The sequence below is a fragment of the Pseudomonas fulva NBRC 16637 = DSM 17717 genome (assembly GCF_000730565.1).
Taxonomy (GTDB): Bacteria; Pseudomonadota; Gammaproteobacteria; order Pseudomonadales; family Pseudomonadaceae; genus Aquipseudomonas; species Aquipseudomonas fulva.
Genome location: NZ_BBIQ01000011.1, coordinates 123,977 through 137,352 on the forward strand (window position 1 = coordinate 123,977; position 13,376 = coordinate 137,352).

General features: G+C 63.5%; 15 protein-coding genes. 6 read left to right on the forward strand and 9 right to left on the reverse strand.

What is annotated here, in order from left to right; translation table 11 throughout:
* Positions 1-18 precede the first annotated feature (18 nt).
* Positions 19-945, reverse strand: a complete 927-nt coding sequence (locus PFU01S_RS12900; protein ID WP_027913902.1) for a LysR family transcriptional regulator — start codon at positions 943-945, stop codon at positions 19-21.
* Positions 946-1,066: 121 nt separating this feature from the next.
* On the opposite strand from PFU01S_RS12900, the gene fpr reads away from it, so the two are divergent.
* Entirely contained in the window at positions 1,067-1,846 is a 780-nt protein-coding gene (gene fpr / locus PFU01S_RS12905) for a ferredoxin-NADP reductase (protein ID WP_023534074.1), read from the forward strand.
* A 79-nt stretch (positions 1,847-1,925) separates the two neighbouring features.
* Here fpr and PFU01S_RS12910 read toward each other — a convergent pair whose 3' ends face one another.
* Complete coding sequence (locus PFU01S_RS12910; protein ID WP_255212322.1) at positions 1,926-2,438, reverse strand: SprT family zinc-dependent metalloprotease; 513 nt, start codon at positions 2,436-2,438, stop codon at positions 1,926-1,928.
* A 168-nt stretch (positions 2,439-2,606) separates the two neighbouring features.
* On the opposite strand from PFU01S_RS12910, the gene ttcA reads away from it, so the two are divergent.
* The gene (ttcA, locus tag PFU01S_RS12915) at positions 2,607-3,431 is read left to right on the forward strand and encodes a tRNA 2-thiocytidine(32) synthetase TtcA (RefSeq protein WP_023534071.1); all 825 of its coding nucleotides are present in this window, start codon (positions 2,607-2,609) and stop codon (positions 3,429-3,431) included.
* 3 nt (positions 3,432-3,434) lie between these two features.
* Positions 3,435-4,106: a DNA-3-methyladenine glycosylase I gene (locus PFU01S_RS12920; RefSeq protein WP_028686875.1), complete on the forward strand. Its 672-nt coding sequence runs from the start codon at positions 3,435-3,437 to the stop codon at positions 4,104-4,106.
* Positions 4,107-4,131: 25 nt separating this feature from the next.
* Here the strand turns inward: PFU01S_RS12920 and PFU01S_RS12925 are convergent, their stop codons facing one another.
* Genes PFU01S_RS12925 through arsC form a run of 3 tightly spaced genes read right to left on the reverse strand, consistent with a single transcriptional unit; the run spans position 4,132 to position 5,493 of the window.
* A complete protein-coding gene (locus tag PFU01S_RS12925; protein WP_027913905.1) occupies positions 4,132-4,545 on the reverse strand; it encodes a DUF2069 domain-containing protein in 414 nt (137 codons plus the stop codon).
* Entirely contained in the window at positions 4,538-5,143 is a 606-nt protein-coding gene (gene wrbA / locus PFU01S_RS12930) for an NAD(P)H:quinone oxidoreductase (RefSeq protein ID WP_027913906.1), read from the reverse strand. The genes PFU01S_RS12925 and wrbA overlap by 8 nt, the downstream gene beginning before the upstream one ends.
* Positions 5,140-5,493: an arsenate reductase (glutaredoxin) gene (gene arsC, locus PFU01S_RS12935; RefSeq protein ID WP_027913907.1), complete on the reverse strand. Its 354-nt coding sequence runs from the start codon at positions 5,491-5,493 to the stop codon at positions 5,140-5,142. Before arsC ends, wrbA begins: the two co-directional genes overlap by 4 nt.
* Positions 5,494-5,578: 85 nt before the next feature.
* Between arsC and PFU01S_RS12940 the strand changes: the two genes are divergently transcribed.
* Positions 5,579-6,043 (forward strand): TlpA disulfide reductase family protein, encoded by a 465-nt coding sequence (locus PFU01S_RS12940; RefSeq protein ID WP_028686874.1) that lies wholly within the window; start codon positions 5,579-5,581, stop codon positions 6,041-6,043.
* Positions 6,044-6,118: 75 nt separating this feature from the next.
* Here PFU01S_RS12940 and PFU01S_RS12945 read toward each other — a convergent pair whose 3' ends face one another.
* The 4 genes from PFU01S_RS12945 to PFU01S_RS12960 are packed head-to-tail and all read right to left on the reverse strand — an operon-like array spanning position 6,119 to position 10,783.
* A complete protein-coding gene (locus PFU01S_RS12945) occupies positions 6,119-6,523 on the reverse strand; it encodes an META domain-containing protein (protein WP_028686873.1) in 405 nt (134 codons plus the stop codon).
* The gene (locus tag PFU01S_RS12950) at positions 6,520-6,957 is read right to left on the reverse strand and encodes a hypothetical protein (protein WP_027913910.1); all 438 of its coding nucleotides are present in this window, start codon (positions 6,955-6,957) and stop codon (positions 6,520-6,522) included. Before PFU01S_RS12950 ends, PFU01S_RS12945 begins: the two co-directional genes overlap by 4 nt.
* Positions 6,958-6,988: 31 nt before the next feature.
* Positions 6,989-7,978 (reverse strand): 2-hydroxyacid dehydrogenase, encoded by a 990-nt coding sequence (locus PFU01S_RS12955; RefSeq protein WP_027913911.1) that lies wholly within the window; start codon positions 7,976-7,978, stop codon positions 6,989-6,991.
* 48 nt (positions 7,979-8,026) lie between these two features.
* Positions 8,027-10,783: a response regulator gene (locus PFU01S_RS12960; protein ID WP_028686872.1), complete on the reverse strand. Its 2,757-nt coding sequence runs from the start codon at positions 10,781-10,783 to the stop codon at positions 8,027-8,029.
* Positions 10,784-11,053: 270 nt separating this feature from the next.
* Here PFU01S_RS12960 and cysM point away from each other — a divergent pair, with 270 nt between their 5' ends.
* Positions 11,054-11,953, forward strand: coding sequence for a cysteine synthase CysM (gene cysM / locus PFU01S_RS12965; RefSeq protein ID WP_027913913.1), 900 nt, complete (start codon positions 11,054-11,056; stop codon positions 11,951-11,953).
* Positions 11,954-13,312 (forward strand): 23S rRNA (uracil(1939)-C(5))-methyltransferase RlmD, encoded by a 1,359-nt coding sequence (rlmD, locus tag PFU01S_RS12970; RefSeq protein ID WP_028686871.1) that lies wholly within the window; start codon positions 11,954-11,956, stop codon positions 13,310-13,312.
* The last annotated feature ends 64 nt before the right edge of the window (positions 13,313-13,376 follow it).

Consider the following 13,376-nt stretch of genomic DNA (forward strand, 5'->3'; position numbering starts at 1 on the left):
GCGCAGCGCCTGGACGGCTCAGGCGATGGGCGGCAGCACGATCTCGTCGCTGCGCGTGACGCCAGCTGTGAAGTGGCGACAGAGTTCCAGAAACTCGCGCATCGCCGAGGTCTGGTATTTCTGCTTGTGCCAGATGAAGTAGAACTGGCGCATCAAGTCCACCTCGGGTGTTTCCACTGCCACCAGGCTGCCTCGGCGAAAGGCATCGCGCAGGGCGAGGCGTGAAATGCATCCGATGCCCAGGCCCGATTCCACGGCGCGCTTGATGGCCTCGGTGTGCTCCAGTTCCAGGCGGATGTCCAGCTGTGCGCGGTGGTGCCGCATGGCCTGGTCGAACGTCAGGCGCGTGCCCGAGCCTTGCTCGCGCAGGATCCAGGCCTCACGGGCCAGCGTGGCGATGTCGGCGCGGCCCTGCCTGGCCAATGGATGTTGAGGGGCGCAGAACACCACCAGTTCATCCGCCACCCAAGGCTGCACCTCAAGGTCCGGATGATTGCAATCACCTTCGATCAGACCCAGGTCAATTTCGTGGTGGGCAACTTGCTGCACGATATGCACGGTATTTTGTACGTGCAGCTTCACCTGGCTTTCGGGGTGTCGCTGCATGAAGCTGCCGATCAGCAGGGTTGCCAAGTAGTTGCCAATGGTGAGCGTAGCGCCCACGGCGAGGGAGCCGAAGCCTGACTTGCCGTTGAGCAGGTCCTCGATCTCCTTGGCCTGGTCCAGTAACGCCACAGCTTGTGGCAGCAACTGGTGACCCAAGGCATTGAGGCTCAGGCGCTTGCCCGCGCGGTCGAACAGCTGGCAACTGCTCTGGCGCTCAAGCTCGGTGATGGAGGTGCTGGCAGCCGACTGCGACAGCGCGAGCACGCTGGCAGCGCGTGAAACGCTCTGGTGCTGGGCGACGGCCACGAAGACCTGCAGTTGACGTAGTGTGAATCGCATATCGATATAACCGATAACACATATCTTGATAATCCAGTTAACAGATATTGTCGCTGCCCCTAAACTATCGCGCAACTCTGCGCCTCGTGCGCGCTGCGACTTTTTTCAGGAGCCCCATTAGATGAGCAACATGAACCACGAACGTGTCCTCAGTGTGCACCACTGGAACGACACGCTGTTCAGCTTCAAGTGCACCCGTGATCCGGGGCTGCGCTTCGAGAACGGTCAGTTCGTGATGATCGGCCTGCAGCAGGACTCCGGCCGTCCGCTCATGCGCGCCTACTCCATCGCCTCGCCGAACTGGGAGGAGCACCTGGAGTTCTTCAGCATCAAGGTGCCCGACGGCCCGCTGACCTCGCAGCTGCAGCACCTGAAGGAAGGCGATGAGATCATCATCAGCAAGAAGCCTACCGGTACGCTGGTGCTCGACGACCTCAACCCTGGCAAGCACTTGTACCTGCTCAGCACCGGCACTGGCCTGGCGCCGTTCATGAGCGTGATCCAGGACCCTGAAACCTACGAGCGTTTCGAGAAGGTGATCTTGGTCCACGGCGTGCGCTACGTGAACGAAGTGGCCTACCGTGAGTTCATCACAGAGCACTTGCCGCAGAACGAATTCTTCGGCGATGCCGTACGCGAAAAGCTGATCTATTACCCGACCGTTACCCGCGAGCCTTTCGAGAATCAGGGCCGTCTGACCGACCTGATGCGCAGCGGCAAGTTGTTCAGCGACATCGGCCTGCCGCCGATCAACCCGCAGGATGACCGCGCGATGATTTGCGGCAGCCCGAGCATGCTCGATGAGACCAGCGAAGTGCTGGACAGCTTCGGCCTGAAAATCTCCCCACGCATGCGCGAGCCGGGCGATTACCTGATCGAGCGAGCGTTCGTCGAGAAGTAAGGCGCGCTCAGCATGACCAGACGGTCCGTTGACCCCGCGTCAACGGACCGTTTTTTTGCCTGCTTCATCACTCAGGCCGCTATTCGACCCGCGTCTGGCCGCTGTAGACCAGCAGCTGCCTGCAACGTTTGCACAGGTACCGACGGCCTTGCCCTACCAGCGCATGCCGCTGCGCCGTGAACGCAAACTCGCTTTGCGGGCAGGGGCAGGGGCAGCGGTAGAGGTAGCGGGTCACCACGCGGCGCTTGACGGCGTAGTTGTGACAGCGCGCGGGCGGTAGTTCGTAGACGCCGCGCATGATCAACTGCCACTCCTGCCCGTGGGCCTGGATACCTTCGCCGAAGACCTGGTGTGCGACCAGGTGGGCGACCTCGTGCGCCACGGTCTGGCGCAGGAAGTCTTCGTGGTTCTCGCGGTAGAGCTGCAGGTTGAAACGCAGCTTGTTTTCGTGCAGGTGAGCGACCCCGGCTTTTTGCCCGCGCAGCTTGAAACTGATCTGCGGGCGGGGGAAGGCGCGATCGAAAAACCGTTCAGCTTGCTGATAGCAGGTTTCAACGCGTTGGATGAGCAGTTCGGGCATGGGGCAATGAATCCTCTGGCGGCCATTATGCCGCAGCGGCAGTGCGCTCACCCAGCCATTGGTCACACGGCGGGTTATTCGAGCGTGATCGCCCTGAAGTCTTTGTCGGAATGCCTACAGCCCTGCTGGAATTGTGCGTAAAATAGCCGGCTTTTGTCACACCTCGCGGATTCAAGCGCTATGGGCACCCTTTCGGTCAACCAGAACAAACTGCAAAAACGCCTGCGTCGTCTCGCCGGCGAAGCCATCACCGACTACAACATGATCGAGGATGGCGACAAGGTCATGGTCTGCCTGTCCGGCGGCAAGGACAGCTACACCATGCTCGATGTTCTGTTGCACCTGCAGAAGGTGGCGCCGATCTCGTTCCAGATCGTGGCGGTGAACATGGACCAGAAGCAGCCGGGCTTCCCCGAGCACGTGCTGCCGGCCTACCTCAAGGAACTGGGCGTCGAGTACCACATCGTCGAGAAGGACACTTACTCGGTGGTCAAGGAGCTGGTCCCGGAAGGCAAGACCACCTGCTCGCTCTGCTCGCGCCTGCGCCGCGGTACCTTGTACACCTTCGCCGATGAAATCGGCGCCACTAAGATGGCGCTGGGCCATCATCGTGACGACATCGTCGAAACATTCTTCCTCAACATGTTCTTCAACGGTGCTCTCAAAGGCATGCCGCCAAAACTGCGTGCCGACGACGGCCGTAACGTGGTGATCCGTCCGCTGGCCTATTGCAGCGAGAAAGATATCCAGGCGTACTCGGACATGAAGGCGTTCCCGATCATCCCCTGCAACCTGTGCGGCTCGCAGGAGAACCTGCAGCGTCAGGTGGTCAAGGACATGCTGGTCGAATGGGAGCGCAAGCACCCAGGTCGTACCGAAAGCATCTTCCGCGCCCTGCAGAATGTTGCGCCGTCGCAGTTGGCCGACCGCAATCTCTTCGATTTCACCAGCCTGACGATCGATGAAAACGCCACCCCGCGTTTTCTTGACGTGGTGAACATCTGACTCATGCGTGATTATCAGTGGTTGCACGAGTTCTGCCTGAACCGCTTCGGCTCTGCCCGCGCCTTGGAGGCGGCCTTGCCGCACCCCCGTAGCCCGGAGCAGCTAAGGGCGACCAGCGCTGATCGCTACTTGTCGACCCTTGCCCTGCGTGTATTTCGCGCCGGGCTCAAGCACAGCCTGGTGGACGCCAAGTGGCCGGCCTTCGAGCAGGTGTTCTTCGGCTTCGACCCGGAAAAGGTCGTGCTGATGAGTGCCGAGCACCTTGAGCGGCTGATGCAGGACACCCGCATCATCCGGCACCTGGGCAAGCTCAAGAGCGTGCCGCGCAACGCCCAGATGGTGCTGGACATCGAAAAACAGTGGGGCAGCTTCGGCGACTTCATCGCCGATTGGCCAGTCACCGATATCGTGGGTTTGTGGAAATACCTGACCAAGCACGGCAACCAGTTGGGCGGTTTGTCCGCGCCACGTTTCCTGCGCATGGTCGGCAAGGACACCTTCGTGCCTACCGACGATATGTCGGCAGCGCTGATCGCTCAGAAGGTCATCGATAAGAAGCCCACCAGCCAGCGCGACCTGGCCCTGGTGCAGGACGCCTTCAACCAGTGGCACGAACAAAGCGGCCGGCCGTTGTGCCAGCTGTCGGTGATGCTGGCCCACACCGTCAATCACTGAGCCGGCGGGGCGGGCCCGCCCCCCATCAGTTGCCTTCGCCGGCCAGGCGCCTTTGGTACTGGAACTTCCAGCGCACATACAGCAGCGCAGCCGTGAACAGCCCCAGGCTGAGCAACAGCTCAAGCCAGCCAGACAGCGCCCGGGCAGGATCGAACGCTGCCACCACCCCCTTGATGAAGTAGATGTTGACCACGAAACAGGCCCAGGCATGAGCCCGGGCGCTGGCGCTTAACATGCCTGGCAATACCAGCAGCAGTGGCAGCAGTTCGATGGCCAGGATCACGCTCACCCGCGCGCCATGCAGGTTGGCGAACCACAGGTTGTTGACCACCAGCAGCGCGATCAACCCCAGCACGAAGGCCAAGCTCAGCGCCCGCGTCACCCGCACCCGGGGTGCCAGCCATGCTTGCGCAGGCAGCGGTTTTCGCGCCTTAGCCACGCGTGGTCTCCAAAGCTTTGGCCGTGGTCGCCAGGCGTTGCCCCAAGGCGCGGCACAAGGCGATTTCGTGCTCATCGAGGTCACGCTTGCCGTCGGCGCCGGCGTGGTGGCTTGCCCCGTAAGGTGTGCCGCCGCCACGGGTCTGGATCAGGGCTGACTCGCTGTAGGGCAGGCCCAGTACCAACATGCCGTGGTGCAGCAAGGGCAGCATCATCGACAGCAGGGTGCTCTCCTGGCCACCGTGCAAGCTCGCGGTGGAGGTGAACACACCGGCGGGCTTGCCCACCAGCTCGCCGCCCAGCCACAAGGGGCTGGTACCGTCCAGAAAGTATTTGAGCGCAGCGGCCATGTTGCCGAAGCGGGTAGGGCTGCCCAGGGCCAGCCCCGAGCAGTGGCGCAGGTCGTCGAGGGTGGCGTAGGGTGCGCCACTGGTCGGCACGTCGGGCGCGACCGCCTCGCATTCGCTGGACACTGCCGGTACGGTGCGCAGGCGTGCTTCCATGCCGCCCAGCTCGATGCCACGGGCGATGTGCCGGGCCATCTCGCTGGTCGAGCCATGGCGGCTGTAGTAAAGCACCAGGATGTAAGGTTCGCTCACGGCAGGATCTCCAGGATTTTTTCGGGTGGGCGGCCGATCACGGCCTTGTCGCCGGCTACCAGAATTGGCCGCTCGATCAGCTTGGGATGGGTCGCCATGGCGTCGATCAGCTGGGCGTCGCTGAGTGTCGGGTCGGCCAGGTTCAGTTGAGCGTAGTCGTCCTCGCCCGTACGCAGCAGTTGACGGGGCGGCATGCCCAGCTTGTCCAACAGCGCCTTGAGCGTGGCCACATCGGGGGGTGTTTCCAGGTAGCGCACCACGGTAGGCGCCAGGCCGCGGGCCTCGAGCAGATCCAGCGCGCCGCGGGATTTGGAGCAGCGCGGGTTATGATAGAGCGTCAGGTCAGTCATGTGGGGTCGCATCCGGCAAGGTGTGACCGGTATTCTAACCGCAGCGACTGTCCCATTTGCTCTAAAACTCGAGAAGGATTGACCCATGGCAAGGCGTCTGGCAGCAGTAATGGCCATCACCGCGAGCCTGTTGCTTGGTGGCTGCGGTGCCGATTATGGCGTGGACCAGCATGGCAACACGGTAAAGGCCGAACACCTGGATGGGCACTGGCTGGTGCTCAACTACTGGGCGGAGTGGTGCGGGCCCTGCCGCACCGAAATTCCCGAGCTCAATGCCGCTGCCAAGCGATGGGCCGCTGACGGCATCAAGGTGGTGGGGGTGAATTTCGATGGCCTGCAAGGCGCGGACCTCAAGCAGGCGGCCGACACGCTGGGCATCGGTTTCACCGTGCTGGCCCAGGACCCCGCCGAGCGCTACGACCTGCCCCGCAGCGAAGCGCTGCCGGTGACCTACATCATCGATGACAAGGGCAAGGTGCGTGAGCAGTTGCTCGGTGAGCAGACGCTCGAAGGCTTGAAGGCCAAAATCAAGGCCCTGAAACAGGGCTGACACTGGCACGGGCGGTGCGAACGGGGCGCTGACCTGTCACGCCAGGCCAGGCCCCGTGGGTAACGGGCCGCCTGATCAGCCCTCTTCAGGCCACAGGCGCAGCGGCTTGCCGTCGGTTGGCCACAAGCGCAGTTGCTGATCGGGCGCCAAGTCCCAGCGCGTCACCTTGCCAAGGGCCTGCAGGAAGCGTTTTTCCTGTTCCATCAAGGCCGGTGCACACAGCTTGCGGGTGCTGCCGACGCTGCCAAAACTCAAGCGCCCGCCGTCGAGGGTGTAGGCCGCGAACCAGTGATTGCAGCCTGCATTGCCGTAGGCGCGCCCGTCGCTGCCCAGGGTCATGCTCAAGTGGCTGTCGTCGAGCAGGGGGCGCTCCCCGATCCACTCCAGTACGTAGCTGCGGTCTTGCTGCAGGTCCGAAGGGGCTGTCGCGCAGCCAAGCAGGCCGGTGACGATCAGTGCGCTGGTGAGCAGGTGTTTCATTGTGCAGGCTCCTGGCAACGGGGGCAGAGGTGCCGGGCGTCCTGGCTTGCCCAGCCCAGTTCGGCGATGCGGGCGTTGGCTGCAGGCTGACGCGCTGCTTTGCCCAGCTTGGCATCGACCGCAAATTCGAAATCCAGTACCGCATCGCAGCTGTCGCACGCCACTTGCCAGGCCAGAATCTCCAGTTCGTGGAAGACCGGCCCGTTGGCCACGGCAACCCACTGTCCACGCGGGTTGATCAGGTGCCGGACGCTGTCCACGGTCAGGCGCATGGTCAAGTCCTTGCTGCCCTTGAGGGTGACCAGCAGGGTATCGCCCTTGTGCATCGAGCCGCCGTTGCCTGTGACCTGGTAGCGACCAGGCACCAGGGCGCGGCACTCGATCAGCGTGTGCTGCGGGTTGAAGAGGGTGTAACGAAAATCGTGTTCGACCATGGGTCCTCCCTAAATGCCGCGTATCCTAGCATTAACCGGTCACCAGGTTCTGCGCCCTGCCTGCCGCCCAGCTGGCAATGTTCTCGAGGGTCGTCTGGGCAATGGCCTGCAAGGCCTCGTGGGTGAGGAAGGCTTGATGGGCAGTCACGATCACATTGGGGAATGTCAGCAGGCGCGCCAGCACATCGTCCTGCAGGGGCAGGTCCGAACGGTCTTCGAAGAACACTTTGGCTTCTTCTTCGTAGACGTCAAGGCCCAGGTAGCCCAGCTGGCCGCTCTTGAGCGCATCGAGCAATGCCGGCGTATCGACCAGCGCCCCGCGCCCGGTATTGATGAGCATGGCGCCAGGTTGCAGGTGCGCCAGGCTCTGCGCGTTGATCAGGTGCCGGGTGCCTGGCGTCAACGGGCAGTGCAGGCTGATGATGCGTGCCTGGCCCAGCAACGCTGGCAAACTCATGTAGCGCACGCCCAAGGCCTCAAGCTGCGGGTCGGGGCAGGGGTCGTAAGCCAGCAGTTGGCAGCCGAAGCCAGCCATGATGCGCGCGAAGGCCGCGCCGATCTGGCCGGTGCCGACCACCCCGACGGTCTTGCCATGCAAGTCGAAACCGGTCAGGCCGTGCAAGGTGAAGTCGCCTTCCCGTGTGCGGTTGTAGGCCCGATGCAAGCGCCGATTGAGCGCCAGTATCAGCGCCACGGCGTGCTCGGCCACGGCTTGGGGCGAGTAGGCCGGCACGCGCACCACGTCTATCCCCAGTCGCTTGGCCGCAGCCAGGTCGACATGGTTGTACCCCGCCGAACGCAACGCCACCAGGCGCGTACCACCGCGCGCCAGGCATTGCAGCACCGTCGCGTCGAGCTCGTCGTTGATGAAGGGGCAGACCACATCAAAGCCCTGGGCCAGCGGCGCGGTATCGGCCGTAAGTCGGGCGGACTGAAAGTGCAGTGCCACGCCGCCGCCTAGGGCGGCCTGGGTGAAACTCTCCTGGTCATAGTGCTGACTGCTGAAGAGCAGGGCGCGCATGGTGGCTCCTTGTGCATGGGCACTGGTCGGTGGAAAGGGCGGGTGCCTTCAAATACTCAGCCTGGCCTCGGCTGCCAGCCGGCTGATCGCGTTGTCCAGTTCATCGAGCGCCTCCCCAGCCAAGGGGCTGTCCTGTTTGAGCAGGGTTTCGCTGCGTTGGCAGGCGGCACGTAGTTGAGGTACACCGCAGTAGCGAGAAGCGCCGTTGAGCCGGTGCACCTGCTCGATGAGCGTATGACGGTCACGCGCTTCACGCGCACCCAGAATGGCGGCGCGGTCATCTTCTAGCGAGGCCAGCAGCATGCTCAGCATGTCGGCGGCCAGATCGGCTTTGCCTGCCGCCAGGCGCAGGCCTTCGTCATGGTCAAGCACCTTCAACTCGTCAGGCCCGGTGGGCAGGCCCGACGGCATCTGCGGCGAAGGGCCAAGGCTCAGGCCGGTCCACTTCATCACCACCTGTGCCAGCTGCCGCTCGCTGATCGGCTTGGTCAGGTAGTCGTCCATGCCGCCATGGAGCAAGGCGCGTTTTTCATTGGCCATTGCGTGGGCGGTCAGCGCAACGATCGGCAACGGGTTGCCGCTCTGGGTGTTTTCCCAGAGGCGAATCTGTTCGGTACAGGCGCGTCCGTCCATGCCAGGCATCTGCACGTCCATCAGTACCAGGTCGAACGGTTCGCTCTGCACGGCCTGTACCGCCGCGTAACCATTGTCGACAGCCGTCACCCGGGCGCCCAGGTCTTCCAGCAAGGTCTGCACCAGCAAGAGATTGGCCGCATTGTCATCCACGCACAGCACCTTTGGCTGGCGCTGCTGGCCCGCCATGGCGCTGACCTCGCCCTGCAACCGGCGGGGCTGGACCATTTCCAGCAGCAGGCGGCGCAGCTTGCGTGTGCAGGATGGCTTGGACAACAGCTGACCGTGGCCATTGGACAGGTAAGGGTGATAGAGCGCCTGTTCGGTGGTGGGGCACAGCACCACGCACTGGCAATGATGCCGCTCCAGGTGCTGGTAGTACTGGCCCAGTTGTTCGGGCGCCAGGGAGCCCACGTTGGCGCCCAGCACGGCGAAGTCGAACGGCTGCCCCGCCTGGCTGGCAGCTTGCACCGCCTGCACCAGTTGCTCGTAGGAGGTAAAGACACAGACGCTCAGGCCGCAGTCCTGCAATTGGTGCTCCAGAGCCTGTCGCGCCAGTTCGTGGCCATCGACGATGGCGGCGCGACGCCCGAGCAAGGGCTGCAAAGGGAGCTCCTCGGCATCGTCGTGCGCCTTGGGCAGGTTCAAGCTGATCCAGAATTGCGAGCCCTCGCCAGGGGTACTGTCGACGCCGATCTCGCCACCCATCTGCTCGATCAGGCGCTTGGAGATCACCAGCCCCAGGCCAGTACCACCTGGCTGGCGGGCCAGGGAGTTGTCAGCTTGGCTGAAGGCCTGGAACAGCGTACGTACGTCTTGAGGCGACAGGCCGATGCCGGTGTCCTGGACACTGATGCGCAACTGGGCGCTGTCCTCGTGCTCGTCCTCGAGCATGGCACGCACGACGATGGTGCCTTCGCGGGTGAACTTGATCGCGTTGCTGACCAGGTTGGTGAGGATCTGCTTGAGCCGCAGCGGGTCACCGATCAGCGAGGAGGGCGTATCGCGGTAGATCAGGCACAGCAGCTCAAGCTGCTTGGCATGGGCCGCCGGCGCCAGGATGGTCAAGGTGTCCTGGATCAGGTCGCGCAGGTTGAAGGGGATGCTGTCGAGCACCAGCTTGCCCGCCTCGATCTTGGAGAAATCGAGAATCTCGTTGATGATCCCGAGCAAGTTGTCAGCTGACTTCTCGATGGTGTTCAGGTAGTCCACCTGGCGTGGCATCAGCTCGCTTTTCTGCAGCAGGTGGGTAAAGCCCAGAATGCCGTTGAGCGGCGTGCGGATTTCATGGCTCATGTTGGCCAGAAATTCCGACTTGATCCGACTGGCTTCCAGGGCCTCCTTGCGGGCCATGTCCAGCTCGATGTTCTGGATCTCGATGGTTTCAAGGTTTTGCCGGACGTCTTCGGTGGCCTGGTCGATGCTGTGCTGCAGCTCTTCGTGGGCACTGTGCAGGGTCTCGGCCATGCGGTTGATGCCGTGGGCCAGTTCGTCCAGCTCGTGACTGCCCATGGCCGGCAGGCGTTCCTCCAGGTGGCCGTCCTTGAGCTGGTTGACGGCATGCTTGATGCGCTCGATCGGGGTGTTGATGGCACGGCTCATGCGCAGGGCCAGCAGCCCGCTGACCACCAAACAGGCCAGGATCAGGAGCAGCGTGGTGAAGAGGTTGCGGTAGCCGCGCAGCAAGGTGCCGTCATGGGACAGTTCGATTTCCACCCAGCCCAGCAAGCGTTCGGCTTCGGCAGGCACGGCGTCGGTGGCCAGGTCGCGGTGGTGGCCGAACACCGGCATCAGGTAGCGAGTGGCATCGTTGCCACTGCGTTGTAGCAACTGGGTGCCGCTGCCGCCGCTGGGCGGTTGGTTGAGCATGCTCGGGCCGGCATGGGCCAGCCGACTACGGTCCGGTGTCAGGAAGGCGACGGCGCGTACGTCGGCCTGTTCGAGGGTCTGCGCGGCAATGCGCTCCAGTTGTGCAGGCGCCTTGCGGGCCATGGCCGGGGCTGCCAGCGGCGCCAGCTGCTCGGCCAGCATCTTGCCCCGTTGCAGCAATTGCGTGCGCAGGTCGCTCTGTTGCAGCCAGGTGAAATAGCTGCCCAGTACCAAGGCCATCAATCCGGCTGGCAGCAGCGCCAGCAACAGCACACGGCTGCGAATTCCCAAACGGTCGAGCACACTCGCCTCCTGTCAATGTGCCTGGATGCCGCCTTGCAAGGCGGCCAAGCGGGGACGTTACTCCGCCTCGCCAGCCATTGCACGAGTTAACTCCGTGCGCATGGGCAGCCTGCGCATTGGCATGGGTCCACAGGGCCTGCGCAGTGCGTGGGCAAGGCATTGCACAGGCTTTATAGCTTGCAGCTATATGCACCTCAGATTGCGTGATATGGCGAAGCAGGGTTTGCCGGTATGATGGTCGCCCCTGCCGTCCGGATTGTGAAAGACACCATGACCTTGCAGTATCCAACCATCGCCGATTGCGTCGGCAATACGCCCCTGGTTCGCCTGCAGCGCCTGGCTGGCCAGACCAGCAATACCTTGCTGCTCAAGCTCGAGGGCAACAATCCTGCCGGCTCGGTCAAGGATCGCCCCGCGCTGTCGATGATCGCCCGTGCAGAATCGCGCGGTCAGATCAAACCCGGCGATACGCTGATCGAAGCCACTTCCGGCAACACCGGCATCGCCTTGGCCATGGCGGCGGCAATCAAGGGTTACAAGATGATCCTGATCATGCCCGACAACTCCACGGCCGAACGCAAGGCGGCGATGGCAGCCTACGGCGCCGAGCTGATCCTGGTGACCAAGGAAGAGGGCATGGAAGGGGCCCGCGACCTGGCCCAGCAGCTGGAAGCCGATGGCCGTGGCGTGGTGCTCGACCAGTTCGCCAACGGTGACAACCCGATTGCGCACTACACCAGTACCGGCCCGGAAATCTGGCAGCAGACCCAGGGGCGCGTTACCCACTTCATCAGTTCGATGGGCACTACCGGGACCATCATGGGGTGCTCGCAGTACCTCAAGGAGCAGAACCCTGCGGTGCAGATCGTCGGCTTGCAGCCGATGGAAGGCGCGGCCATTCCGGGTATTCGCCGCTGGCCCCAGGAATACCTGCCAAAAATCTTCGACGCAGCCCGGGTCGATCGCATCGTCGACATGTCCCAGGACGAGGCCGAGCAGACCATGCGCAGGCTTGCTCGTGAAGAGGGCATTTTCTGCGGCGTGTCTTCCGGTGGTGCAGTCGCCGCCATGCTGCGCCTGTCCCGGGAGGTGGAAAATGCCACGTTGGTGGCCATCATCTGCGACCGCGGCGACCGTTACCTGTCCACTGGCCTGTTCGATCCGAGCTAAATGTCCAAGAAGAAAACCAACAGCGGCCTGCGCTTTCAGCCAGCCGGTGGCAATCGTAGTCCCCAGGTTCCCGTGGGCAAGAAGCAACGGCTGGTCGTCGAGCGCCTGTCAGGGGACGGTCGCGGTATTGCCTTCCATGAAGGGCGCACCTGGTTCGTCACCGGCGCCCTGGCAGGCGAGGAGGTCGAGTCGAGGGTGCTCAATGCCCGTGGCAAAGTGGTCGAGGCGCGGCTGGAGCGGGTGCTCCAGGCCAGTCCCGAGCGCCGCGATGCCCCGTGCAAGTACTACGGCCAGTGCGGGGGGTGCAACCTTCAGCACCTGCCCCACGAGGCCCAGCTAGCGCTCAAACAGCGCACCCTGGCCGAGCAACTGCAACGGGTGGCCGGTGTGCAGCCCGAGCAGTGGGCCGCGCCCTTGACCGGGGCCGCTTTCGGCTACCGTCGTCGCGCCCGTGTGGCCGTGCGCTGGGACCCCAAGACCCGCCAGTTGGCCGTCGGCTTCAGGGCGCAGGCCAGTCAGGACATCGTTGCCATCGATGATTGCCTGGTGCTGGTACAGCCCTTGCAGTCGATCCTGCGTCACTTGCCTACGGTGCTGCGCTCGTTGGTCAAGCCCCAGGCCCTGGGCCATGTGGAACTGTTCAGCGGCACGGCCGAGGCGGTGCTGGTGCGTCATGTCGCGCCGTTGCCGCCCGACGATGTAGCGCGCTTGCAGGCGTTCTGCGCCGAGGCCAACGCGCAGCTGTGGTTGCAGGGTGAAGGCGAGCCGCAGCCGGTGGATGCCACTGGGCCGTTGGGTTTCGTCCTGGCGCCTTGGCAGCTGCAGCTGGACTGGCGCCCCGGCGACTTCGTGCAGGTCAATGCCCAGGTCAATACCGCCATGATCGAGCAGGCCCTGGCCTGGCTCGCTCCGCAGCCCGAAGAGCGGGTACTGGACTTGTTCTGCGGCCTGGGCAATTTTGCCTTGCCGCTGGCACGGCACGCTCGTGAGGTGGTGGCGGTAGAGGGCGTGCAGGCCATGGTCGATCGCGCGGCGGCCAACGCCCGCGGCAACGATGTGCATAACGCGCAGTTTTTTCAGGCCGATTTATCGCAGCCGTTGACGGGCATGGAATGGGCCGCCGAGGGCTTTTCTGCGGTACTCTTGGACCCACCGCGCGACGGTGCATGGGAGGTGGTGCAAGGCATCGCCCGTCTTGGGGCCAAGCGGCTGGTCTATGTATCGTGCAACCCGGCCACGCTGGCGCGAGACGCCCAAGTGCTGGTCGGGCAGGGGTACCGGTTAACAAGGGCCGGGATTCTCGACATGTTTCCTCAAACGGCGCATGTCGAAGCCATGGCGTTATTCGAAGTGGGCTAGCCAGCTGGCCCCTTGGTGCGGCTTCCAGGGAATGGCAGCCGTGCGGTGATTGCCAGTGCACCCG